Origin of the sequence: Massilia sp. H6 (assembly GCF_024802625.1) — a bacterium.
GTDB lineage: Bacteria > Pseudomonadota > Gammaproteobacteria > Burkholderiales > Burkholderiaceae_D > Telluria.
Map to the genome: position 1 here is coordinate 1,990,130 of NZ_CP103371.1, position 21,774 is coordinate 2,011,903.

The window sequence follows — 21,774 nt, forward strand, 5'->3', positions numbered from 1 at the left end:
TTTGCGAGGACAACCATGTATAAACGCATCCTGGTACCTACCGATGGCTCTGAGCTTTCCGAGCACGCCGTCACGGCCGCTATCGAATTCGCCCGTGCCTTTGGCAGCGAACTCATCGCACTGTCCGTGGCGGTGCCCGAGCCCGTGCTGCAGTCGCTCGACGGCGCCATGGTGCTCGATCCGGGCCAACATGTCGACGCGCTGCTCGAGCAGGCCTATGCTGCCGTCAGCGCGGTCGCCGCGCAGGCGCAAGCCGCTGGGCTGCAATGCACGCCGCTCACCCGCTTCGCGCTCGATCCGGGCGAGGCGATCGTCGAAGCCGTGCGCGAGCAGGGCTGCGACCTGGTCGTCATGGGCTCGCACGGCAGGCGTGGACTGAGCCGTCTGCTGGCGGGCAGCGTCACCCAGGCAGTGCTGGCGTACGCTCCGGTGCCGGTCATGGTCTTGCGGCCGGCGCCGGCAGGCGACGCCGCGCATGCGCCGTCACGTCCTGACCAGGGCGCCAGCAAGGGTTGAAGTCGGCCGCTTCCATCCAGCGGCCCTTGGCAACTCCAGGGGCGGTAATGGTGTGTTTGATGGGCATGCCGCGTACCCTGACGGGATGCCAAAGAACGAACACTTGGCACTTGCTACCCGCGGCCAAGTTCAAGCGGCACTCTCGAGCCGGAGCCGCATTGCCACCATGCCGTCTGCGGCTGCAGTCAGGTCGAACCCGAGCGCGCGGGCCAGTGCCTGCATGCGGGTGTTCTGGGCCAGGGCCAGGCCCTCGACGACGGCTACGCCGCGCGCGGCGCAGTAATCGAGCAGGCAATCCATCAGCAGTCGGCCCAGTCCGCGTCCCTTGAGGTCAGAGCGCACCGTAACGGCGAACTCGGCACGTTCGCCGTCCGGATCGGTGACGGCGCGTGCCACGCCCAGCGTCTCGGCGCCGCCGCCGGGTAGCGGCCGGGTGGCGATGAAGGCCATTTCACGCGCATAGTCGATCTGCGTGAAGCGCGCCAGCTGCTGCGGCGTCAGGGTGCGCATCTGGCCGAACATGCGCATGTGGACGTCTTCGGGTGTCAGGGCCTGGAAGAAGGCGACATGTGCCGCCGCGTCTTCGGGACGGATCGGGCGCAGCTTCAGCGGGCCGACGGCGCTGTGCATCTGGCGTTCGAGGTGATCGGGGTAGGGCAGGATCGCCAGCCGCGCGCTGCCCTCGCGTCCGGGCTCGACCTGTTGCAGCCGCATGCGGGCATCGAGCGCCACGACGCCGTCGGCATCGGCCAACAGCGGATTGATATCGAGTTCGACCAGCTCGGGCAGATCGGCCGCCAGCTGCCCGATACGAACCAGTACGTCGCATACAGCGTCCAGGTCGGCCGGGGGACGGCCGCGATAGCCGGCCAGCAAGCGCGCAACCCGCGTGCGGCTGACCAGGTCGGCCGCGAGCACCCGGTTCAGGGGCGGCAAGCCAATCGCCTGGTCGGCCGTGACCTCTACCGCGATGCCGCCATGACCGAACAGCACCACCGGTCCGAACACTGGGTCGGTACTGATACCGGCAATCAGTTCCAGTGCGTGCGGGCGGCGTGCCATGACCTGCACCGTGAACCCGTCCAGGCGCGCGGCCGGACACTGCTGCCGCAAGCGCGCCTGCATGGCGTCGAGCGCCGCCATCAGCGCGGCCTCGTCGGCCAGGTCGAGCGCAACGCCCCCGACATCGGTCTTGTGAACGATGTCCGGCGAGCGGATCTTGAGTGCTACCGGGTAGCCGAGGCGGCGCGCCGCCGCCAGCGCCGCGGCCGGGTCCGCGACCGCCTCGGTCGCCACCACGGGAATTCCGTAGGCCGCCAGCAAGGCCTTGGTAGCGTCTTCGCCGACGGCCTCGGCGCCCTGTGCCAGCAGGGTGGTGATGCGGGCGCGTGCGGCCGCGCGGTCGGGCGCGCCGAGTTCACCCGGCCCGGGCGCCTGCATCAACACGGCCTGGTTGCGCCGGTAATCGACCAGTTGCTGGAAGCCCTTGACGGCCTCTTCGGGAGTATCGAAGACCGGCAGGCCGGCGTCGATGCACAGGCGGCGTGCCTGCGCGACGCTGGGCCCGCCCATCCAGCAGCACAGCACCGGGCGGGTGGTGGCGGCAGCCAGCGGCAGCAGAACGCGCGCGATGTCTTCACTGGGTACGATGGCGGTCGGCGCATGGATCAGCAGTACGGCGTCGAGCCCGGGCGCAGCCAGCAGCACCTCGAGTGCGTGGCGGTAGCGCTCGGCCGGGGCGTCGCCGATGATGTCAACCGGGTTGGCGCGCGACCACAGCGCCGGCAGGCCCTGGCCGAGCCGGTCGAGGGTGACGCCATCGAGCGTGGCCAGGACGCCGCCGGCATCATCGAGGGCGTCGGCGGCCATCACGCCCGGGCCCCCGCCATTGGTCAGGATCGCCAGGCGCGCGCCTGCGGGCGGCCGGGTCCGGGCCAGCATCGAGACCGCGTCGAACAGCTCCGCGGTAGTGAACACCCGCAGCATGCCGGCGCGGCGCAGCGCCGCGTCGTAGACCAGGTCGGCGCCGGCCAGCGCGCCGGTATGGCTGAAGGCGGCGCGCGCCGCGCCGGCGCCGCGCCCGGCCTTGACCACCAGCGTGGGCTTGCCGCGTGCGGCGCCGCGCGCCGCGCTCATGAACTTGCGGGCCTGGCGCACGCTTTCGGCGTATAGCAAGATGGCATCGGTGCCCTCGTCGGCGGCCAGGTAGTCGAGCAGGTCGCCGAAATCGACGTCGGTGCCGTCGCCCAGCGAGACGAAGCACGAGAAACCGATGCGGCGCGCCGCTGCCCAGTCGAGCACGGCGGTGACTAGCGCCCCCGACTGCGCCACGAAGGCCAGCCGCCCCGGCAGCGCGGCGGCCGGGGCGAAGCTGGCATTGAGACCGATGCGCGGCACCAGCAAGCCGACGCAGTTCGGACCGAGTATGCGCAGCAGCCAGGGCCGGGCGGCATCGAGCATGGCCTGGCGCAGGCTGCGGCCGTCGCCCGCGCCGGCATCGAGGCCGGCGCTGATGACGATCGCCGCGCGGCAGCCGGCGGCGCCGAGGTCGCGCACCAGACCCGGTACCGTGGGGGCGGGGGTGCAGATTACCGCCAACTCTGGCGCCGCGGGCAGCTCGCCGATGCCGGCATAGGCGAGACAGCCGGCCACCCGCGCATGGCGCCGGTTGACTGGCCACAGCGCGCCCTGGAAGCCGCCGCTGGCGATGTTGCGCCAGACAGTCGCGCCGACACTGCCCGGACGGTCCGAGGCGCCGATCACGGCCACCGACGCCGGTGCGAACAGATGGTTCAGGTTACGTATGGTCATGCTGTCGGCTCCCTTGGGCGAAGCGCCCGCAATGTGTATGACCATCGGCCACCATGGAGCGCGGCAGGACGTGGGCGCCGAACTTAATTGACTTGACCTGCGTCAAACACAAGTGCGATGAAGCGGGGAGACTGGACGGGCCTCGCTCATCGTCAAGACAGGATTGCTGGTATGTTTTTTTCTTCACTAAAAGGGCAAGGTCCCCACAGCGCCGTCCGCGCAATGGCCCTGGTGCGCAAGCGCCTCTTGGTGCAGGTCGGCGCTGTCGCCGGCGAGCCGGACGAGCGTTTTCCGGCTGCCTTCATGCGTCTGGTAGCAGAGATCGAAGCGGCCTTGCGCAAGGAGGAAACGCTGATGGAAGCGGTGGGCTTTCCCAACTTGCGAGAGCAGCGCCGCGACAACGCCTTGCTGCTTGCGGGACTGCACCATGCGTTGGCACAGGTCGAGGGCGACCAGCCTGCCACGGGACGCGGCGCGCTGGCGGCGCTGCCCGACCTGCTGTCGCTGCACCGGTTCAGTGGCTTGGCGGTGCTGGCTGCGGCGCGCCACGGCGAGCGGGCGCGGCGCCGCGTTCGCGCGGCCGGTCCGGCACGTTCGAGCGGCGCGCGCGCACGCAGAGAGTGAGCTCCTATGGATCTACCCGCTAGAAGCATTGCGCTCACCACTGGCGGCGGCGACGCTCCCGGTCTGAATGCCGTGATTCGCGCCGTGGTGCTGGCGGCCGGCCGGCTGGGCTGGGAATGCTACGGCATCCGCGACGGATTCAATGGCTTGCTGGCGCCGGAACAGTGCCTGGGCGAGCCGGTCGTGCCGCTCACGGCGCATGCGGTGCACGGCATCGCCCATCTCGGCGGCACCATCCTGGGCAGTACCAACCGCGGCAACCCGTTGCGCTTTCCGGTACGCCAGGAAGACGGCAGCCTGGCGGAACAGGATCGCACCACGGAACTGGTGGCACTGTGCCGCCGGTATGGCTTCGATGCGCTGGTTGCCATCGGCGGCGACGGATCGATGGAAATTGCCGATTGCCTGCAGCGCAGGGGCTTGCCGATGGTGGGCGTGCCCAAGACCATCGACAACGATCTCGACCATACCATCCAGACCTTCGGCTTCGACAGCGCGGTCGGCTTTGCAACCGAATGCATCGACCGCCTGCACAGCACCGCCTGCAGCCAGCACCGCGTCATGGTGGTCGAAGTGATGGGCCGTTACGCAGGGTGGATCGCCCTGCATGCGGGCATGGCCGCGGGCGCGCATGCGATCCTGTTGCCTGAGATTGCCTTTGACATCGACACGGTGGCCGCAGCCATTGCCCGGCGCGATGCCAGTGGTCACCGCCATGCTATCGTGGTGGTGGCCGAGGGCGCGCAGCCGGCAGGCGGAGCACGCAGCGTGCAGGCCGCGGCCGGTATCGGGCATGCCGAGCGCCTGGGCGGGATCGGTGCCTGGGTCGTGCAGCAGCTGGCCGAACGCAGCGCCAAGGATTGCCGCGCCGTGGTGCTGGGCCACCTGCTGCGCGGCGGCAGTCCATCGGCGTTCGACCGCATCGTCGCCGCGCGCTTCGGGGCCGCCGCCGTGCGCGCACTGGCGCGCGGCGAGTCCGGCATCATGGTGACCCTGGCCGAGCACGGTATCGGCACGGTGCCGCTGGCCCAGGTAGCCGGCCGCAGCAGGCGAGTGGCGCTCGACGGCGACACAGTGCGCACCGCGCTCGAGCTCGGGATCTGCCTCGGCCAGGACGAGGGCGCCATCGGTTCAGGCATGCCGGCACTTGCGCCCAAGCGTGGCATCACGGCGCAAGCACATACTGCCCCGGCGCCAGGCCCAGGCCAGGCAGGTTCTGCGGCGGCCGGGTAAGCGGACCGGCGCGTGCCGCCAGCCACGCCTCCCACGCCGGCCACCAGCTGCCCGCATATTGCGGCGCCTCTTGCTGCCAGCGCTCCGGATCCATGTAGGGTGCGTCTGCGGCCGCGGTGGCAAGCTGGTAGCTGCGCCCTGCGTCGGCGGGCGGCGCCACGACTCCGGCATTGTGGCCGCCCGAGGTCAGCAGGAAGCTCACCTCGGTGTCGGTCAGCAGTCCGATCTTGTACACCGAACGCCACGGGGCGACATGGTCGGTGCGGGTGCCGACTGCAAATACCGGCACCTCGATGTCGGCCAGCGCGACCGGCTTGCCGTCGACCTGGTAGCGGGCGCTGGCCAGATCGTTGTTCAGGAACAGGCGGCGCAGGTATTCCGAGTGCATCCGGTAGGGCATGCGGGTGGCGTCGGCATTCCAGGACATCAGGTCGGTATGCCGTTCCGGTACGTCGAGCAGGTAGTGGCGCAGCCGCCGCGACCAGATCAGGTCGTTGGAGCGCAGCAGCTGGAAAGCGCCAGCCATCTGGCGGGTGTCGAGATAGCCGCGGCTCCACATCGACGCCTCCAGGAAACTGACCTCGCTTTCGTCGATGAACAGCGACAGCTCGCCCGGTTCGGTGAAATCGACCTGGGCCGCCAGCAGGCTCAGGCTCGCGAGGCGGCGGTCATGGTCGCGCGCCATGGCGCTGGCCGCGATCGCCAGCAGGCTGCCGCCGAGGCAATAGCCGCATGCATTGATTTGCGAGGCGCCGGTGTCGCGCACGATGGCGTCGAGCGCGTCCATGATGCCGAGCCTGCGGTAGTCGTCCAGGCCAAGGTCGCGGTCGTTTGCATCGGGATTCTTCCACGAGATGACGTAGACGGTGTGGCCGTGTTCGACCAGGTAACGCACCAGGGAATTGTGGGGCGACAGGTCGAGGATGTAATACTTCATGATCCAGGCGGGCACGATCAGCAGCGGCGCCGCATGCACCTCGGGCGTGACCGGATCGTAGCGCAGCAGCTCGGCCAGGCGATTGCGGAGCACGACCTTGCCCGGGGTACAGGCCACATCGCGGCCGGGCTGGAAGCTCGAGCGCTCCGGTACGCCGCTGACAGCGCGCCAGGCATCGCTGAGTGCACGCCTGGCGCCCCCTACCAGGTTGATACCGCCGCGTTCGAAGGTCGTGCGCAGTACGACCGGGTTGGTGGCGACGAAATTCGACGGGGCCACGCAGTCGAGCAGCTGGCGCGCGACGAAGGTGGTCACATCGGCATGATGACGTGACATGCCGCGCACGCTATGGGTGGCGCGGTGCCACCATTGTTGTTGCAGCAGGAAGCCCTGGTTGAGCACGTTATACGGCCACCGGTGCCAGTCGGGGTCGCTGAAGCGCTTGTCTTGTGCCAGGGGCTGTACCGGTTCGGCCGGGCTCGACACGGCGGCGCCGGCACAATACTGGAGCCAGCGCAGCGTTGCCGACGCCGCATGGATCGCCAGTTCGGCCTGTTTGTCGGGCGAAAGCAGCAGGTGGCTGCTCCAGTCGAACCAGGCCATCGCAAGCGCCGCTGGCGACAGGTTGCCGGTGAATTGGCCGAGCCAGGCATGCAGGGGCAGGTCGATCGCGGCATGGCCGATGTCGGATTCCGGGTAGTCGTGGTGCGTGCCCTGCCAGGCGCTGGCGTCGCGTTCGCGTATGACGGTGGAGGGAAAGCTGGGCTGCTTCATGGCTTGGCCTCAGTGCGCCAGCAGGACCGGCATCGCGGCGCGCTCGAGCAGCATCCGGGTGACGCCGCCGAGCAGGATTTCGCGGTAACGGCTGTGGCCGAACGCACCGGCAACCAGCAGTCCGGCGCCACTGGTGCGGGCAATGTCGAGCAGCGCAACGCCAGTGGCGGCCTGCGTGCGCTCGAGGACCACCTCGACCCGGACCCCGTGACGCGCGAGATACAGGGCCATGTCGGCGCCGGGTTCGTCGCCGTGCAGGCCCGATTCGCGGTCGGGGTTGACCAGCGTGAGGTGCACCCTGCCTGCCTGTACCAGCAGGGGAAGCGCGGCCTGGATCGCCCGGATCGCCTGCGCGCTGCCGTCCCAGCCGACGACGATGCGCTCGGACAGCGATGCGCCCGCATAGGTCGGCGGTACGACCAGCACCGGCCTGGGGCCATGTAGCGCCAGGTATTGCGGCAGTGCGCGCAGCGCGGCCGGCTCGCCGCTGTCCTGGCCCAGCACGGCCAGGTCGGCATAGCGCGACTGCAGCAGCAACGCGAAACGGTGATCTTCTTCGACCATGCGCTCTTCGATGGATTGCACGCCGAGGCGGCGCGCGCGTTCCGAAAACTGCTGCAGGCTGGCGCGCGCCGCGCTGCGCAGGGCATCGAAATCTTCGCGCGGCGCCAGGCGCATCGAGCCGGCCAGCATGACAAAGGCGGGCCAGGACAGGCCCGTCGCGGCGCTACCGACCAGATGCGCATCGTGCGCCTTGGCCAGCCAGGCGGCGGCCTGCAGGCGGGCATCCATCGCGGGGCTGTCGTCGACTTGCACGATGATGGTCTTGAACATGAAGATCCTTTCGTCTAGCCTTGCGGTCGATGGGCGGTTTGCATAGCGAGCTACGGCGAGCGGCGGTATTGCCGACTTTACGCCGGGTGCCGGGCGATGTCAGCGGCGCGGATGATCCTGATCAAAATCAATGCAGATTTTTTTGTGCCAATGGCGCACAATCAAGCCAGGTCCCCCGTGATCGTGACAAGCATCCGGTCGCGTGCGGTGGCAGGGGCCGCACTGCACGCGAGTGCGGTCAGCCGGGGGTGCCGCGCGCGCGCGCCGCCACCACGTCGAGCAGTTCTATCGGCAGCGGAAACACGATGGTCGAAGACTTGTCGCCCGCGATCGCGCCGAGCGTCTGCATGTAGCGCAGCTGCATGGCGCCCGGCTGCTGGGCCAGCACGAAGGCGGCCTGTTGCAGTTTTTCGGAAGCCTGCAGTTCGCCTTCGGCGTGGATCACTTTTGCCCGCCGCTCGCGCTCGGCCTCGGCCTGGCGGGCGATGGCGCGGACCATCGATTCGTCGAGGTCGACGTGCTTGATCTCGACATTGGCAACCTTGATGCCCCAGGCGTCGGTCTGGGCGTCGAGCACCTGCTGGATATCCAGGTTCAGGTTCTCGCGTTCGGCCAGCATCTGGTCGAGTTCGTGCTTGCCCAGCACGGAGCGCAGCGTGGTCTGGGCCAGCTGGCTGGTCGCCTCCATGAAATTGGCAACCTGGATAATGGCGCGTTCCGGGTCGACCACCCTGAAGTAGAGCACGGCATTGACCTTGACCGATACGTTGTCGCGCGAGATCACGTCTTGCGTCGGGACGTCGAGCACGATGGTGCGCAGGTCGACCCGCACCATCTGCTGCAGCAACGGAATGATGATCACCAGGCCCGGCCCCTTGACACCCCAGAAGCGACCCAGCTGGAACACGACGCCGCGTTCGTATTCGCGCAGCACCCGGATCGCCGAGACCAGCAAGGCCAGCAGCAGGAAGAACAGGCCGCCAAGGCCGATACCCATACCGGAAATCATGTTCGTTCTCCTTCTTGTTGAGCAAGGGGTACCACTTTCAGGGTCAGGCCGGCGCGGCCGACGACCTGCACCGTTTGCGCCGGCTGCAGCGGCGCGACGCTGACGACCCGCCACAGTTCGCCTTCGACGCGGACCCACCCTTCGCGGGTATTGGTCGCGGCCACAGTCTCGACCGCGCACAGCGAGCCGATCAGGCTGGCCGCGCCACTGGTCACCGGACGCCGCCGCGTTCGCAGGGCCAGGCGCACCGTAGCGAACAGGATCAGGGCGCTGCCCGCGGCGAGCGTGGCTACCAGGCCAGGCGGCACACCATAGCCGGGAAGTTCGGTGTCGATCAGCATCAGGCCGCCTGCGACGAAGGCCACGATGCCGCCGAGCCCGAGCATGCCGAAACTGGGCAGGAAGGCCTCGCCGACCATGAACGCCAGTCCGAGCAGGATCAGGGCCAGTCCCGCGTAGTTGACCGGCAGCAGCTGCAGGGCGTACAGCCCCAGCAGCAGGCAGATCGCGCCGATCACGCCCGGCGCCACCGCCCCCGGGCTCATGAACTCGAATACCAGGCCGTAGATACCGATGGTCATCAGGAGCAGGGCGACTGCCGGATTGGTGATCGCCGCCAGCAGGTCGGTGCGCCAGTCGGGCAGGAATTCGACGGGCGCGGCGCCCCGCGTATCGAGGCGCCGCTCCTGGCCCAGCACCACGAGCGTGCGCCCGTCGAGCTGGGTCAGCAGGGCCGGCAGGTCGGCAGCGATATGGTCGATCACTTTTTGTTCCAGCGCTTCGTTGGCGCTCAGGCTGACCGACTCGCGTACTGCGCGCTCGGCCCAGTCGGCGTTGCGCCCGCGCAGTTGCGCCAGCCCGCGCAGGTAGGCGGCGGCATCGTTCAGGGTCTTTGCCTTCATGGCCGAGGGTGAGTCCGGCTTGCTGGCCTCGTCGGCCTGGGGCTTGCCCGGCGCGCCGCGCGGCGCCGGGTCGGAAGCGCCTGGCGGCTGCGACCCGATCCCGATCTCGACCGGCGTGGCGGCGCCGACATTGGTGCCCGGGGCCATCGCCGCGATATGGCTTGCATACAGGATGAAGGTGCCGGCGCTGGCGGCGCGCGCCCCGCCCGGCGCTACCCATGCCGCGACCGGCACCGGCGAAGCCAGGATCGCCTTGACCACGGTGCGCATCGAGGTATCGAGTCCGCCGGGGGTGTCCATCTTGAGAACGAGCAGTTGCTGCCCCTGTTGCGATGAACGTTCGATGCCGCGCACCACGTGGTCGGCGTTGGCCGGGCCCAGCGCACCGTCGATGGACAGCACGCCGACCGGGGCGGCGCCAAGGGCGGCGCCTGGCAGCAGAAGGGCAAGGAACAGGGCAAGGAGCAGTGCAGGCAGCAGGGCAGCGGGCACCGGTGACGCGGCGAGTGCGCACTTCGCGCGCCTGCACGCGTCGCGGGGCAGCGCAATCGGTAGCTGGCGAAAATCATGCATGGCGGACATGATGAACAATTCCCTGGTCGCTTACATAATGAATGACACCTCGCTGTTCAGGAAGTTCATCATTCAGCCCTGGCGCCAGGGGGCCAGCAGGGGCCGGTCAGGCGCGTCCGGGTTCCAGCGCCATCTTGACCAGCAGCGCAATGGTCGCCGCCACGCCAGCTAAGGCCACCACGGCGAAAATGCCGTCGAACCCGAACTGGCGACGCGCCAGTTCGGCTACCAGGAAGGAACCGGCAATGCCGCCCAGGCGGCCGACTCCCATCATCCACGACACTCCGGTGGCGCGGCCCCGGGTCGGGTAGAACGAGGCCGCCAGCGACGGCAGCGAACACTGCGCCGTGTTCATCGCCACGCCCGCCACGAACACGACCCCCATCAGCAGGCCGAGCCCACCGGCGCTGTGGCCGATGGCGAAGATGCTGGCCGCGGTCAGTGCGAAGCCGGCCGCTGTTACGGCGTTGGCGTTATAGCGGTCCATCAGCCAGCCCGAAAACACAGCGCCGACGCCGCCCAGCGGAAACAGGGCCGCCACCAGGGTAGCGTCGCGCGGCGACAGGCCGGCGTCCTTGAACAGCAGCGGCATCCAGTTAATCAGCGAGTAAAAGATCACCAGGCCCATGAAATAGCTCAGCCACAGCATCAGGGTACCCACCAGGTAGGGCGGCGCCACGATCACGCCCAAGCCGCCGCTGGCATGCGTGGACGGCGCCTTTTCGGTCATCACGAAAGCGCTGGCCTGGGCGGCGCTGGGCGCGATGCGGCGCAGTGTGGCGCGAACCTTGTCCTGGCGACCGCCCCGGGCCAGCAGGAAGCGTACCGATTCGGGCAGCAGCAGCACCACCACGATCGAGACCAGCACCGGCGCCACGCCGCCGAGCAGCAAGACGCTGCGCCAGCCCCACTGCGGGATCATCCAGGCCGCCAGGAAGCCACCACAGGCCGCGCCCAGCGGAAAGCCGCAGAACATGGCGTTGGTCAGCATCGAGCGCTTGCGCTCCGGGCAATATTCGCTCATCAGGGTGACGGCGTTGGGCATGGCCGCGCCCAGGCCGATGCCGGTGACGAAGCGCAGCGTTGCCAGTTCGGTCAGGTCGGTGGCAAACGCAGACCAGGTGCAGGCCAGGCCGAACAGCAATACCGAGACCGCCAGCACAAGCTTGCGGCCGAAGCGGTCGGACAGCGGGCCGGCAAACAGCGCGCCCGAGGCCAGGCCGAACAGGGCGGCGCTGAGCACCGGCGCCAGGTCCTGGCGCGACACGCCCCATTGCGCAATCAGCGAAGGCGCAATGAAGCCGATCGCGGCCGTGTCGAAACCGTCCAGCAGCACGATCACGAAGCACAGGCCGAAGATCAGCCACTGGAAGGGCGAGAAGCGGTGCTGGTTCAGGAAATCCTGGACATCGGTCGGCTCGGCGGAGCACAGCTGGTCTTGCATGTTGCAGTCTCCATTGTGTTGTTGCAACTCCCCGGAGTCTGGCCGCCACGGTCCAGCTGTCGTGCGCGATGCGTGTCGACGTCAGACCGGCGTCAACGGCGCCAGCCGGGCAAAGGCGGTCATTGTACGCGTGCCCGGCAGTGGCCCGCGCGACAAATTTCACGACAAGCGGACTTGAAATACTCCGTATATACTCCATCTGGAGTATAAGGAGCCATAAAATGAAACTCGCCACATCCCCGCAGCGCTTGCCCGACAGCGACAAGGTCACCGTCAACGTGGGCCTGGTCGACCTGGCCCAGGTGGACCTGTTGGTCAACGAAGGCTTTTATTCAAACCGTACCGACTTCGTGCGTACGGCCATCCGCAACCAGCTCCAGGTGCATGCCGAGTCGATCCGGCAAACCGTGCTGCGCAAGCGCTATGTGCTGGGACAGCACCGGTATTCGCGCAAGGAACTCGAAGCAGTCGTTGCCGCGCACCAGCGTCTTGACATCCATGTCCTGGGGCTGGCGGTGATCGAGGACGACGTCACACCGCAACTCGCCGACCAGGCGATTGCCTCGGTCCAGGTGCTGGGCGCATTCATTGCAGCGCCCGCCACCCGGCAGGTGCTGGCAGACCGCATACACAGCTAATTGCTACACCATAAAGGAATTCTCATGAAACAACTCGACCAGTTCGTCCAGCAGATGATGGAGTCAGCCAAGCTGGTCCAAGCGAATAACCCAGGCGGCGCCGTCGACGTGATCCAGCGCGCACTGGGCCAGGCCGGCCTGATGGCGCCCCAGACCGACGCCAAGCACGGCGTGGCTCCCGGCTTCGTCGACCTGAATCCGGCGCCGGCTTTCCAGCGCAGTGCCACGGCCGGCGCGGGCGCACGCCCGAGTACCCGCCGCAGTGCGCTGCCCAGGACCGCCGAATTGTTCAAGGCGCGCCGCCCGCTGCCCGTCGAGGAGCGCGCGCCCGGCAGCTTTATCGATGGCAGCTTCGCCTGCAGCGCCGGGCAGCGCCGCTACAAGTTGTATATCCCGGCCAAGATTGCTGCAGGGCCGCGTCCGCTGGTTGTGATGCTGCATGGCTGCACCCAGGACGCGGGCGACTTCGCGGCCGGCACGGCCATGAATCTGGTGGCCGAAGAGCAGGGCTGCCTGGTACTGTATCCGGAGCAAGATCGCAGCGCCAACCATAACGGCTGCTGGAACTGGTTCGACGCTGCCCAGCAGCAGCGCGGCCAGGGCGAGCCTGCCATTCTCGCCGGCATGACGCGCCAGGTCCTGGCCGAGCAGGGCGCCGATGCGAAGCAGGTATTCGTGGCCGGGCTGTCGGCCGGCGGGGCGATGGCGGCCATCCTGGGCGCCGAGTATCCCGACTTGTACGCGGCAGTGGGTGTGCATTCTGGACTGGCGGCCGGCAGCGGCAAGGACATGATCTCGGGCCTGCATGCCATGAAGAAGCCGGCCCGGGCCGCGGCGCTGGGCAAGCCGGTCCCGATCATCGTGTTCCATGGCGATGCCGATCACGTGGTCAATGCCGGCAACGGCGACGCGGTGCTGCGCCAGTTCGCCGATGCCCATCCGGCATCCGGCACCGGCGCGCTGCAGAAGCATTCGCAGCGCGGCGAAGCCGGACGCGCCTACACCAGGACCAGCTGGCGCGATGCCGGTGGGCGCCGCCATGCGGAGCAGTGGGTGGTGCACGGGGCCGCGCATGCCTGGATGGGCGGCAAGGCATCGGGCTCGCACACCGACGCCAACGGTCCGTGCGCATCGACGGAAATGCTGGCTTTCTTCCTGGAGCAGGGCGGCAAGTAAGGCGCGCCGGAGGTAGCCGGCCTGGTCAGCGACGGATCGCGTGCAGCCACACCGCCGCGATCCGCTCCACGTCTTCGTAGCCGGCCTCGCCGAGCTGTCCACCGAAGATATCCGGGTCGAGCTCGTCGTACTTCCAGTGGTCGCACAGGGCGTCCAGTTCTGGACGGATGGTTTCCAGGAAGTCGTCGACGGCGCCGGTAATTGCCACGCCGGTGTAGAGCATCAGGCAGCCGCCCGGGCGCAGGCGCGCCAGGCTTTCCCTGACGATGCGCACCGACAGCGCCGCGCCGCGCATGCCGCCGCCGTGGCGGTAGGGCAGTTCGGACGGATCGAGGATATAGGGCGGGTTCGATACGACCAGGTCGAAATCGCCCTCCACGTCGTTGAACAAGTCGCTTCGGCACGCCGTGAGGTTGTGCAAGCCAGCGAGCTGCGTGTTGACCATGGTCAGCGCCAGCGCCCTGGTATTGATGTCGGTCGCTAACACGTCGGCATGCGGAAAGGCACTGGCGATCGCCAGCGCGCCGGCGCCGCTGCCGCTACAGAGGTCGATCGCGCGCACCGGGCCCGAGCCGAGCCAGGGGAAGGCGCGCTGCATGGTTCCCACGAAGCGGTAGGTATCGGGACCGAAAAACACTGCGTCGTCGTCGCTGGTTGGATAGGCCGAGTGAAAGACCAGCATCTCGCCCAGGGTGGATGCGCGCAGGGTCGAGCGCAGCAGGCTGCCGGCCGACACCAGGATACCGGCCTCGCGCATCAGCGCCAGCAGCTCGGGCGCGGCATCGCTTTCGGCAAACGGACGGCTCCAGCCGAAGATTGCACGCAGGTCGGTGCCGTGCTCGTTGCCCGGACGGCGATTGATGCGGCGGTGCGTGGCAGGCGTGACCGTGATGAAGCGGTAATCGTGGCTGCGCAGGTAGCGGCCCAGGGCGGCCAGGGCATGGGCATGGGGAGTTGTCATGCCGTAAGGGTCGCATGCGATAGGCGTGGCTGACCGTGCGGCGTCTAACGTAGAGCCCTTAAATTGCTTTTTAGATATTTCCCCACTATGTGAGCATGCGAACATACCCCATCCGTCCGCTTGTCCATACTCGGACCAACAGTCATTCCATACTTACCAGGACATCACCATGGCCAACAGCAGCGGTATCGATACACAGATGGGCAGGATCGAGCGCGAAGTGGCGCGCGAGCGGCACGAGCGCGAACTGCAGGACGATGCCAAGGCGGGGCTGGCAACGCCCGACGATTTCCGTACCAAGGACGCCCGCGAGCGCGACGACACCAGCGCGCTCAAGCGCCATCCAGGGCGCTAGGCCGTGGTTCACCAGCAGCTCCGGGGAGACCGGCAATGAAGTGGGAAGGCGAACGACAGAGCGAGAACGTCGAAGACCGCCGCGGTGGCGGTGGCGGCCGCTTCGGTGGCCTGGGGGGTAAATCGATCGGCATCGGCACCCTGGTGATCGCGCTCATCGGCAGTGCCTTCTTCGGCATCGATCCGAGTGTCTTCTTGGGCGGTGAAGGCAGCGCGGTGCCGGCGCAGCAGGCGCCGCAAGGCCAGCCGGCCAACGATCCACAGATTAACTTCGTGCGCAGCACGCTAGGCTCGACCGAAGACGCCTGGGCCAAGCTGTTCGCGGCGCAGGATGCGCAGTACCAGCCGGCGCGGCTGGTGCTGTTCGAAGGCGCGACCGACACCGCCTGCGGCCAGGGGCGCAGCGCTACCGGACCATTCTATTGCCCGGCGGACCAGCAGGTGTATATCGACCTGTCGTTCTTCCGCCTGATGGAGCAGCGCTTCAAGGTCGAAGGCGAATTCGCCCAGGCCTATGTGATTGCCCACGAAGTCGGCCACCACGTGCAGACCCTGCTCGGCATCTCCAACCAGGTGCGCAACGCCCAGCGCAACGCCTCCGAGACCGAAGCCAACAAGCTCTCGGTACGGCTGGAACTGCAGGCCGATTGCTTTGCCGGCCTGTGGGCCAACCAGCGCCGGCAGATCATCGAGCCGGGCGACGTCGAGGCGGCACTGGCCGCGGCCAGCGCCATCGGCGACGATGCGCTGCAGCGCCAGGCGCAGGGACAGGTGGTGCCGGACTCGTTCACCCACGGCAGCTCGGCGCAGCGCGTGCGCTGGTTCACCCGCGGCCTCGAAAGCGGCAAGGTCGAGCAGTGCAACACCTTCGACGCCCGCCAGCTGTAAATCGTTCGCTGTAGGACTATTCCCCGACGGGCGCCACTGGCGCCCGTTTGTTCGAGAAAAGCCGTGTTCGTTTCCAGGCGCGTATCGCCATCCTTGGCGTTTTGACATAAGGTTTTTCACAGGCCTGCCCAGCCGGCAGGCGCGTTCGACCACCGTGAACCTTTCCGAGGAGGAGTTATGCTGGCAATGAACTACCGCGGGCCCTACCGTGTCCGCGCCGAACACAAGCCCGATCCGGTCATCGAGCATCCGGGCGACGCCATCATTCGCGTCACCCGCTCGTGCATCTGCGGATCGGACCTGCACCTGTACCATGGCCTGGTGCCCGATACCCGTGTCGGCCATACCTTCGGCCACGAGTTCATCGGCGTGGTAGAAGAAGTCGGCTCCGGTGTCCACAAGCTCCAGGTCGGCGACAAGGTACTGGTGCCGTTCAATGTATTTTGCGGGTCCTGCTTCTTCTGCGACCGTGAGCTGTACGGCAATTGTGACAACATGAATGCGCAGTCGAGTGCAGTGGGCTCGATTTATGGCTACTCGCACACTGCCGGCGGTTACGACGGCGGCCAGGCCGAGCTGGTGCGGGTGCCGATGGCCGATGTCGGCCCGATGATCATCCCGCACGACATCCATGACGACGACGCGGTGCTGCTGACCGACGCTGTTCCGACCGGCTACCAGGCGGCCGAAATGGGCGACATCGAAGAAGGCGACACCGTGGTCGTGTTCGGCGCCGGTCCGGTCGGTATCTTCGCTGCCAAGTCGGCCTGGCTGATGGGCGCGGGCCGCGTGATCGTGGTCGACCACGTCGACTACCGCCTTGAATTCGTCAAGCGTTACGCCCAGTGCGAGATCGTCAATTTCAAGGAAGTGCGCGACATGGCCGAGCATATCAAGAAGATGACCGACTGGATGGGCGCCGACGTCTGCATCGATGCGGTCGGCTGCGAAGCTTCGGGCAATGCCATGCAGACGCTCACCGGCCGCTACCTGATGGCGCAGGCGGGTTCGGCTACCGCGCTGCACTGGTGCATCAACTCGGTGCGCAAGGGCGGCAATGTGTCGATCGTTGGCGTGTATGGCCCGACCTTCAACGCGGTCCCGATCGGCAATGCGCTGAACAAGGGCCTGACCCTGCGCATGAACCAGGCCAGCGTGCGGCGCCATCTGCCGCGCCTGATCGAGCACATCCGCGCAGGCAGGCTTAATCCAAAAGAGATCATCACCCATCGGGTTCCACTGGAAGACGTATCGGATGCGTATCACATTTTCTCGGGGAAGCTCGACGAGTGCATCAAGACCGTCCTGATTCCGCCCAATACCAACCAGGTGCGCCAGGTTACGGCCAGCACCATGCATTAAGGAGCGACCATGGAATCACGCGAAATTGTTCAACAAAAAGGCGGCCATGCGCATACTGGGCAGCACCCGGGTCCGGGCCGCGCGGCACCGCACCGCCCGACGCGCGACGAGCTGCAGCACATCCAGGGCTGGGGCGCCGACCTCGATCGCAAGGACCGTCCCGGCGTGCCAATGGAGCGCACGCCGCCGCGCTTCATCCACCAGCCCGAGGGCGATCCGCTGCAACAGCAGGAGAAGATCGAAGTGCTGGTGTCGAGCGAGCGTCCGGGCATCACCCAGGTGTTCGGCACCGTGCAGCCCCCGGCGGGCTTGTCGGGCATGCTGCGGCGCCTGGCCTTCAGGGCCAGCGAGAACGACTTGCGCCACTGGCTTCTGCTACTGCTGGCCGACCGCGTGAATGTGGTCGAAGGCATCGCCGATGACCTGGCCCGCGGCCATATTCCGAACGTGCTGGGGGAAATGGGCATCAAGGCCGAGCTCAAGCACAACCCTGCCGGGCTGGCGAAGAAGGCGGCGATCGTCGCGGCCGTGGTAGGTACGGCGTACTATTTGATGGAGCGCCGCGGCCGTCCCGACCGTGACCGCCATGCCGAGCACCGGCTTTCCTTCGATCCGCGTCACGGCCCGCCAGAATCCGGCGGCGCCGACCCGGGTCGGCGCAATCGTTGCGCTTGAGCAAACCTGCTTTAGCGAGCTCGTCCACACTGTCCGATGCACGGCCCATCTTGGCGCCGTGCGTCCACGGAAGGAGACGATATGAGCCCGCATACAAGCTTACCGGCCGCGCTGCTTGGCGCCGCCTTGCTGTTGGCGCAGGCGCCGCTGGCGGCGGCGCCCACAATGAGCCAACCCACCACGCTCAGCGCCAAGACCACGGCCTCGGTGCTGGGGCAGCTGGCGGCGCAGCGCGGGGCCAAGGGGCTCGACCCTGACCACCATTACCGACTCAGCGCCCAGCATCCCGGTGCCAACGGCACCCAGGTGCTGCGCGCCGCGCACACCTACAAGGGCTTGCGCGTATTCGGCTCCGATTCGGTGGTGGTGCTCGACCAGGCGGCAAAGGTCCTGTCCGAATCGGCGTCCGAGCGCCGCCTGCACCTGGGCAAGGGCGACGCGAACCGGCTGGGCGCGCTGACGGCCAGCTTCAGCGTGCAGCCGCAGATATCGACCAGGGCCGCGATCGCGGCCGCACTGGCTACGCTGGCGCCGGCAGGCGTGCACGTGGTGCCGCCGCGCGCCGAGCTGCTGATCTATCCCGTCATGCGCATGCAGCGCGTGGTGGGCGCCGCTGCCAAGGAAGAAGCCGAGCTCAATGCGCTCGACGTGCACGATACGGTGGAGCGCTATGAGCTGGCCTACCTGGTCAGCACGCGCATGCGCGTCAAGGAGCAGCCGGTCTATGCCGATACTGTGATCAGCGCGCGCGACGGCGCCGTGCTCGACCAGTGGAACATGCTGCAGACCGTGACCGGGGTCGGCAAGAGCCAGTACAACGGCGAGGTGCCCTTGAGCACCACGCTGGTCAAGGGCATGTACCAGATGCTCGACCCCGAGCGCGGCAAGGGCGGCACCTTCGGCGCCATGGCCATCACCAATGCCAACAACAGCACCAGCGCCGGCAAGGTGTACAGCAATGCCACCAATACATGGGGCGACGGCCAGCAGTTCGTGGAAGGTGGCAGTACTACCGGACCCAATGGCCAGACGGCGGCGGTCAATGCGATGTGGGGGCTCATGAATACCTACGATGCGCACAAGAACGCGCTGGGCTGGCTCTCGCTGGACGGACGCGACACCGCTACCTATATCGCGGCCCACGTCAAGCGCGGCTATGACAACGCCTATTACAGCGATACCTGCCGCTGCATGTTCATTGGCGATGGCACTTATTTCACCAGCCTGGGCTCGATCGACGTGATCGGCCACGAGATGGGGCATGGCATTACCGCGGCCACCTCGAATCTCATTTATTCGGGTGAATCGGGCGGACTCAACGAATCGTCGTCGGACATCACCGGCGAAGTCGTCGAAGCGTACGCGCGCGCCGGCGGCAAGGGCGAGCGCTTCCCGCAAGACGGCAACGACTGGCAACTGGGTACGGAGATCAGCCGCAATGCGACGCCGCTGCGCTGGATGTATCGTCCGAGCAAGGACGGCCGCAGCCTTGACGCCTGGAGCAGTTCGCTGCGCAGGCTGGACGTGCACTACAGCAGCGGCCCGAACAACCGCATGTTCTATTTCCTGGCACGCGGCTCGGGTGCCGACAGTAGCGGCGACTATTTCAGCAAATACCTGGTCAAGCAGCCTGCCGCCATGACCGGGATCGGTCTTGATGCGGCATTTCGCATCTGGTTCCATGCGAATACGACCAAGTTCACCAGTTCCACCAATTACGCCGCTGCGCGCGCCAAGATGATCGAAGCGGCCGAGGAGTTGTACGGCAAGGACAGCCGCGCATCGATTGCCGTGCAGCGCGCCTATGCCGCCATCAATGTCGGCCCGGATGTGGAAGAGCCGGCGATGGCGCCGGCTCGGTCACTGCTGCAATAGGACTGTCTCAATCCGTCATCAGCGGATACGGATTGAGCGGCGTGCCTTTCCACCATTGCTTCTCGGGGGTCAGTGCGATCACCGAGAAGTGCAGGTGGGGCGCGTTCGGGTCGGAATTGCCGGTCACGCCGACATACCCGATCAGGTCGCCACGCTTGAGTTCCATTCCTTCCTTGACGCCGTCGGCGTAACGATCCAGGTGCGCGTAATAGTAAGCGTAGCGGCCGCTCGGGTCGAACTGGTACAGGGTGGTGCCGCCCGGCCGACTCTCGAACAGCTTGACGACCTTGCCGTCGGCCGCGGCCAGCACCGGGGTGCCTTTCGGCGCCATGATGTCGAGCGCTTCGTGATGGCGCTGGCTACCGCGCGGCTGGTCGAAGGTGTCGCTCAGGCTGGCCAGCTTGATGCCCTGGACCGGCACCAGCAGCCTGGCGGGCGCTGCCACCGCGTCGGCCGGCGCCTGAACCGTTGTGCTCGACTGCACGCTCGACGGGCGTAGCGGCAGGTCGGACTCGGCCAGGTCGGTCTGCACCACCGTGCCCTGCACCGCGCTGTCGGCCGGGGCGGCAGGCGCGGCGCCAATCGGCGCGGGCGCCGGTGCCGGGGCGCTGGCCACCACCGGCGCCGGATCGTCCGGCACTTCGCGCAACCACAGGAACAGGCCGCTGGCGCCGACCAGCACGCCGAGCAGGAAAGTCATCAGCCATTTCATGCGTGTTCTCCATTGAGCTCGTTAAATATGAATGGAGCGATCACTCCTGCAGCACCACTTCGAGGCCGGCCGCCACCGCGCTGGCCACTTCCGCCGCGCTCCAGTTGGTCAGGCGGATACAGCCGTGCGATTCGGTCTTGCCGACATTACCCGGGACCGGGGTGCCGTGGATGCCATAGTGCGGCTTGGACAGGTCGATCCAGACCACGCCAACCGGGTTGTTCGGGCCCGGAGCGATCTTGGCTTTCTTGTCGCCCGGTTCGGCGTCCCAGAACAGCTTCGGGTTGTAGTAATAAGTCGGGTTGGCATGTACGCCCTCGATCTTCCAGGTGCCGACCGGGAGCGGGTCGTTGGCGCTGCCAGTCGAGACAGGGTACTGGGCCAGCAGCGCGCCCGAGGCATCGAACAGTTGCAAAATGCGTGCGCTGCCCTTGACCACGACCTTGGACGCCTTTGCCAGAGGCGTCTTGCCGGATACGTTCGGTACCACGATCTGCTCGCCGGCTCGGCTCAGATCCTTGCCAGGGTTCAGGCGCTCGAGCATGGACGGCTTGGCGTGGAATTTCTCGCCTAATCCTTCGAGCATGGTTTCGTAGCCGAGTTCCTTGAGCTTGGCCTTGTCCATCATTTCCGATGGAATCTTCTCGAACGGGCCGGCCAGGTCGGACTCGGCCAGGGTATAGCTGGCCAGTGTCGGGGCATTGTCGGCGTTCAATGCGTTCCAGGTCGCAGCGTCGAGCTTGCCGGTGACCGGCAGCTTGCGCGCGGCCTGGAAGCCGCTCAGCGCCTGGCGCGTGTTGGAACCATAGGCGCCGTCGATCTCGCCCGGCGAAAAGCGTGCACGGTCAAGCAGCACCTGGGCGCGCAGATAGCGCTCGAACTCGGCCTGCTTGGTGCTGGCCGGCGTGGCTGCCTGTGGCGTGGCCTGTAGCGTACCTGCCGGGTTTGCCGGGTTGGCCGGGCTTGCCGGTTGCGCCGGCGCTGCCTGCTGGGCCTGGGCGAAGGGGAGGGCGGCCATCAGGGTGGCGAATAGGAGAGGGCGGATCTGGGAGTTTTTCATTTGATTTCCTGCAATGCTTGCTTTTGGAAACATCAGAGTAGTGTGGCCCCAGAGGCAGGTCTGTGCGTCACCGTACTCAACCCGGAGAGGCCAGCGCCGCTACAATCGCGGACATGACCCGCCATACCATCACGCTCCACCCTGCCGCTATCGTGTTCAGCGCCGAAGACGGCAGCAACCTGCTCGAGGCGGCGGAAGCGGCCGGCATCGACTTGCCCAGTTCCTGCCGCAACGGCAGCTGCCGTACCTGCATCTGCCGCCTGCGCAGCGGGCAGGTGCGGCATACCATCGAGTGGCCCGGCCTGTCCTACGACGAAAAGCGCGAAGGCTATATCTTGCCATGCGTGGCGATCGCGTTGGGCGACCTTGAACTCGAGGCGCCGCTGGCCCGACGCGCAATGCTCGCCTAGCGCGCC

General features: G+C 67.2%; 20 protein-coding genes. 11 read left to right on the forward strand and 9 right to left on the reverse strand.

What is annotated here, in order from left to right; all coding sequences use genetic code 11:
• Positions 1 to 15: 15 nt before the first annotated feature.
• Positions 16 to 516, forward strand: a complete 501-nt coding sequence (locus NRS07_RS08900) for a universal stress protein (protein ID WP_259212629.1) — start codon at positions 16 to 18, stop codon at positions 514 to 516.
• Between the two features lie 129 nt (positions 517 to 645).
• On the opposite strand, the gene NRS07_RS08905 is transcribed toward NRS07_RS08900, so the two are convergent.
• Positions 646 to 3,327, reverse strand: coding sequence for a bifunctional acetate--CoA ligase family protein/GNAT family N-acetyltransferase (locus NRS07_RS08905; protein ID WP_259212635.1), 2,682 nt, complete (start codon positions 3,325 to 3,327; stop codon positions 646 to 648).
• 171 nt (positions 3,328 to 3,498) lie between these two features.
• On the opposite strand from NRS07_RS08905, the gene NRS07_RS08910 reads away from it, so the two are divergent.
• Both NRS07_RS08910 and NRS07_RS08915 read left to right on the forward strand, forming a co-directional pair.
• Positions 3,499 to 3,951, forward strand: a complete 453-nt coding sequence (locus NRS07_RS08910; protein ID WP_259212637.1) for a hypothetical protein — start codon at positions 3,499 to 3,501, stop codon at positions 3,949 to 3,951.
• A 6-nt stretch (positions 3,952 to 3,957) separates the two neighbouring features.
• The gene (locus NRS07_RS08915) at positions 3,958 to 5,184 is read left to right on the forward strand and encodes a 6-phosphofructokinase (RefSeq protein WP_259212638.1); all 1,227 of its coding nucleotides are present in this window, start codon (positions 3,958 to 3,960) and stop codon (positions 5,182 to 5,184) included.
• Here NRS07_RS08915 and NRS07_RS08920 read toward each other — a convergent pair.
• The 5 genes from NRS07_RS08920 to NRS07_RS08940 all read right to left on the reverse strand — a co-directional run bounded on the left by NRS07_RS08920 (position 5,117) and on the right by NRS07_RS08940 (position 11,657).
• Complete coding sequence (locus NRS07_RS08920) at positions 5,117 to 6,895, reverse strand: alpha/beta hydrolase (RefSeq protein ID WP_259212639.1); 1,779 nt, start codon at positions 6,893 to 6,895, stop codon at positions 5,117 to 5,119. The genes NRS07_RS08915 and NRS07_RS08920 overlap by 68 nt on opposite strands.
• 9 nt (positions 6,896 to 6,904) lie before the next feature.
• A complete protein-coding gene (locus NRS07_RS08925; protein ID WP_259212645.1) occupies positions 6,905 to 7,729 on the reverse strand; it encodes a universal stress protein in 825 nt (274 codons plus the stop codon).
• A gap of 238 nt (positions 7,730 to 7,967) precedes the next feature.
• Positions 7,968 to 8,738: a slipin family protein gene (locus tag NRS07_RS08930; protein WP_259212646.1), complete on the reverse strand. Its 771-nt coding sequence runs from the start codon at positions 8,736 to 8,738 to the stop codon at positions 7,968 to 7,970.
• Complete coding sequence (locus NRS07_RS08935; protein WP_373889870.1) at positions 8,735 to 10,213, reverse strand: nodulation protein NfeD; 1,479 nt, start codon at positions 10,211 to 10,213, stop codon at positions 8,735 to 8,737. The genes NRS07_RS08930 and NRS07_RS08935 overlap by 4 nt, the downstream gene beginning before the upstream one ends.
• A gap of 106 nt (positions 10,214 to 10,319) precedes the next feature.
• Entirely contained in the window at positions 10,320 to 11,657 is a 1,338-nt protein-coding gene (locus NRS07_RS08940; protein ID WP_259212650.1) for an MFS transporter, read from the reverse strand.
• A 221-nt stretch (positions 11,658 to 11,878) separates the two neighbouring features.
• Here NRS07_RS08940 and NRS07_RS08945 point away from each other — a divergent pair, with 221 nt between their 5' ends.
• Complete coding sequence (locus tag NRS07_RS08945) at positions 11,879 to 12,295, forward strand: CopG family transcriptional regulator (RefSeq protein WP_259212652.1); 417 nt, start codon at positions 11,879 to 11,881, stop codon at positions 12,293 to 12,295.
• Between the two features lie 24 nt (positions 12,296 to 12,319).
• Positions 12,320 to 13,471: a PHB depolymerase family esterase gene (locus NRS07_RS08950; protein ID WP_259212656.1), complete on the forward strand. Its 1,152-nt coding sequence runs from the start codon at positions 12,320 to 12,322 to the stop codon at positions 13,469 to 13,471.
• A 25-nt stretch (positions 13,472 to 13,496) separates the two neighbouring features.
• On the opposite strand, the gene NRS07_RS08955 is transcribed toward NRS07_RS08950, so the two are convergent.
• Positions 13,497 to 14,432 (reverse strand): class I SAM-dependent methyltransferase, encoded by a 936-nt coding sequence (locus tag NRS07_RS08955; RefSeq protein WP_259212658.1) that lies wholly within the window; start codon positions 14,430 to 14,432, stop codon positions 13,497 to 13,499.
• Positions 14,433 to 14,601: 169 nt separating this feature from the next.
• Here NRS07_RS08955 and NRS07_RS08960 point away from each other — a divergent pair, with 169 nt between their 5' ends.
• The 5 genes from NRS07_RS08960 to NRS07_RS08980 all read left to right on the forward strand — a co-directional run bounded on the left by NRS07_RS08960 (position 14,602) and on the right by NRS07_RS08980 (position 19,586).
• A complete protein-coding gene (locus NRS07_RS08960; RefSeq protein WP_259212659.1) occupies positions 14,602 to 14,787 on the forward strand; it encodes a hypothetical protein in 186 nt (61 codons plus the stop codon).
• Positions 14,788 to 14,822: 35 nt separating this feature from the next.
• Positions 14,823 to 15,674, forward strand: coding sequence for a neutral zinc metallopeptidase (locus tag NRS07_RS08965; RefSeq protein ID WP_259212663.1), 852 nt, complete (start codon positions 14,823 to 14,825; stop codon positions 15,672 to 15,674).
• Between the two features lie 177 nt (positions 15,675 to 15,851).
• A complete protein-coding gene (locus NRS07_RS08970; RefSeq protein ID WP_259212667.1) occupies positions 15,852 to 17,036 on the forward strand; it encodes a zinc-dependent alcohol dehydrogenase in 1,185 nt (394 codons plus the stop codon).
• Positions 17,037 to 17,045: 9 nt separating this feature from the next.
• The gene (locus tag NRS07_RS08975; RefSeq protein ID WP_259212670.1) at positions 17,046 to 17,711 is read left to right on the forward strand and encodes a hypothetical protein; all 666 of its coding nucleotides are present in this window, start codon (positions 17,046 to 17,048) and stop codon (positions 17,709 to 17,711) included.
• Positions 17,712 to 17,792: 81 nt separating this feature from the next.
• Positions 17,793 to 19,586: a M4 family metallopeptidase gene (locus NRS07_RS08980; protein ID WP_259212671.1), complete on the forward strand. Its 1,794-nt coding sequence runs from the start codon at positions 17,793 to 17,795 to the stop codon at positions 19,584 to 19,586.
• A 7-nt stretch (positions 19,587 to 19,593) separates the two neighbouring features.
• Here the strand turns inward: NRS07_RS08980 and NRS07_RS08985 are convergent, their stop codons facing one another.
• Together NRS07_RS08985 and NRS07_RS08990 are read right to left on the reverse strand one after the other, a co-directional pair.
• Entirely contained in the window at positions 19,594 to 20,298 is a 705-nt protein-coding gene (locus NRS07_RS08985) for a M23 family metallopeptidase (protein WP_259212673.1), read from the reverse strand.
• A gap of 40 nt (positions 20,299 to 20,338) precedes the next feature.
• Entirely contained in the window at positions 20,339 to 21,358 is a 1,020-nt protein-coding gene (locus NRS07_RS08990) for a L,D-transpeptidase (protein WP_259212674.1), read from the reverse strand.
• 113 nt (positions 21,359 to 21,471) lie between these two features.
• Between NRS07_RS08990 and NRS07_RS08995 the strand changes: the two genes are divergently transcribed.
• The gene (locus NRS07_RS08995; protein WP_259212676.1) at positions 21,472 to 21,768 is read left to right on the forward strand and encodes a 2Fe-2S iron-sulfur cluster-binding protein; all 297 of its coding nucleotides are present in this window, start codon (positions 21,472 to 21,474) and stop codon (positions 21,766 to 21,768) included.
• Positions 21,769 to 21,774: the final 6 nt, after the last annotated feature.